The organism is Pseudomonas sp. (assembly GCF_049301935.1).
Classification (GTDB): domain Bacteria; phylum Pseudomonadota; class Gammaproteobacteria; order Pseudomonadales; family Pseudomonadaceae; genus Aquipseudomonas.
Window position 1 is genome coordinate 1 of record NZ_JBAQLP010000039.1, and the last position, 1,798, is coordinate 1,798.

2 protein-coding genes and 1 pseudogene are annotated in these 1,798 nt (G+C 63.6%); all 3 read right to left on the reverse strand.

Annotated features, from left to right (window positions below):
- Window positions 1-145, reverse strand: a 145-nt coding sequence (locus WA145_RS05545; protein WP_422580611.1) for a gamma-butyrobetaine hydroxylase-like domain-containing protein, incomplete at its 3' end; no start/stop codon positions are given.
- 55 nt (window positions 146-200) lie between these two features.
- Window positions 201-1,541 carry an ATP-dependent protease ATPase subunit HslU gene (hslU, locus tag WA145_RS05550; RefSeq protein WP_422580610.1) on the reverse strand — a complete coding sequence of 447 codons (1,341 nt, stop codon included), beginning with the start codon at window positions 1,539-1,541 and terminating at the stop codon, window positions 201-203.
- A gap of 27 nt (window positions 1,542-1,568) precedes the next feature.
- Window positions 1,569-1,798, reverse strand: a pseudogene (locus WA145_RS05555) (HslU--HslV peptidase proteolytic subunit); the annotation flags it as partial.

The following is a 1,798-nucleotide window of genomic DNA, read 5'->3' on the forward strand; positions in this document are numbered from 1 at the left end:
GGATGGGTTTGCCGTGGCCCTGCACTTCGGCCGAGGGCGAGTGCACGCGGAGGAATTCGGCGCTGAGGGTATAGCTCTGCGCGTCGTACTGCAGCTCGAGGGTCTTCGAGGCCTTGTGCAGTTTGATCGCAGTGGGCATGCGCATGGCGGGGCTTCCGAGTGGCGGGTGGATAACGCTGGGCATTATCCACCCACAACCTTCAGAGGATATAGCGCGACAGGTCTTCGTTCTGCGCCAGTTCGCCGAGGTGGCCGTTGACGTAGGCGGCGTCGATGCGGATCGGCGTGCCGTTCTGCTGGCCGGCCAGGTCGCCGGCGCTGAAGGAAACTTCCTCCAGCAGGCGTTCGAGCAGGGTGTGCAGACGGCGCGCGCCGATGTTCTCGGTCTTCTCGTTGACCTGGTAGGCAATCTCGGCGATGCGCTTGATGCCGTCGGCAACGAACTGGATGCCCAGGCCTTCGGTGTTCAGCAGCGCGGCGTATTGCTCGGTGAGCGAGGCGTGCGGCTCGGTCAGGATGCGCTCGAAGTCCTGCGGGGTCAGGGCTTTCAGCTCCACGCGAATCGGCAGACGGCCTTGTAGCTCCGGCACCAGATCACTGGGCTTGCTCAGGTGGAAGGCGCCGGAGGCGATAAACAGGATGTGGTCGGTTTTCACCATGCCCAGCTTGGTGTTCACCGTGCAGCCTTCGATCAGCGGCAGCAGGTCGCGTTGCACGCCTTCGCGGGACACGTCGGCGCCGCCGGTGTTGCCGCGCTTGGCGACCTTGTCGATCTCGTCGATAAACACGATACCGTTTTGCTCAACAGCTTCCAGGGCCTGGGCCTTGAGTTCGTCCTCGTTGACCAGGCGCGCGGCTTCCTCGTCGCGTACCAGCTTGAGGGCTTCCTTGACCTTGAGCTTGCGGCTCTTCTTCTTGCCCTTGCCCATGTTGGAAAACAGGCTCTGCAGCTGGTTGGTCATCTCTTCCATACCCGGTGGGGTCATGATTTCGATGCCGGCCGGGGCGTCGGCCACTTCGATCTCGATGTCCGTGTCGTCCAGCTGGCCTTCGCGCAGACGCTTGCGGAACAGCTGGCGGGTGTTGGAGTCGTGGCTCGGCGCCGGGTCTTCGTTGAAGCCGGTGCGCGGCGGTGGCAGCAGGGCATCGAGGATGCGCTCTTCGGCGGCATCCTCGGCGCGGTGACGGACCTTGACCATCTCCTGCTCGCGCAGCAGCTTGATCGCCGCATCGGCGAGGTCACGGATGATCGACTCGACATCGCGGCCGACATAGCCGACCTCGGTGAATTTGGTCGCTTCCACCTTGATAAAGGGTGCATTGGCCAGCTTGGCCAGGCGCCGGGCGATCTCGGTTTTGCCGACACCGGTCGGGCCGATCATCAGGATGTTCTTCGGCGTTACCTCGGCGCGTAATTCGGCCGGCAGCTGCATGCGCCGCCAGCGGTTGCGCAGGGCGATGGCCACGGCGCGCTTGGCGTCGTCCTGGCCGATGATATGGCGGTTGAGTTCGTGAACGATCTCGCGGGGCGTCATGGGCATGCGGGCTTGCTCCAGCGGAAGTCGCGCTTATTCGGCGCAGTCTTCCTCTTCGATAGTTAGATTCTGATTAGTGAAGACACAGATGGAGCCGGCAATGTTCAGCGCGGTTTCGGTGATTTCACGGGCGCTCAAGTCGGTTTTCTGCAGCAGGGCCATGGCCGCGGCCTGGGCGAAGCCGCCGCCGGAGCCCATGGCGATCAGGCCGTGCTCGGGCTCAACCACGTCGCCGTTGCCGGTGATGATCAACGAGGCGTCCT

What these genes read in the sequence shown, in the direction of transcription:
- hslU (WP_422580610.1), bottom strand. Translation starts at nt 1,541, where the DNA reads ATGCCCATGACGCCCCGCGAGATCGTTCACGAACTCAACCGCCATATC.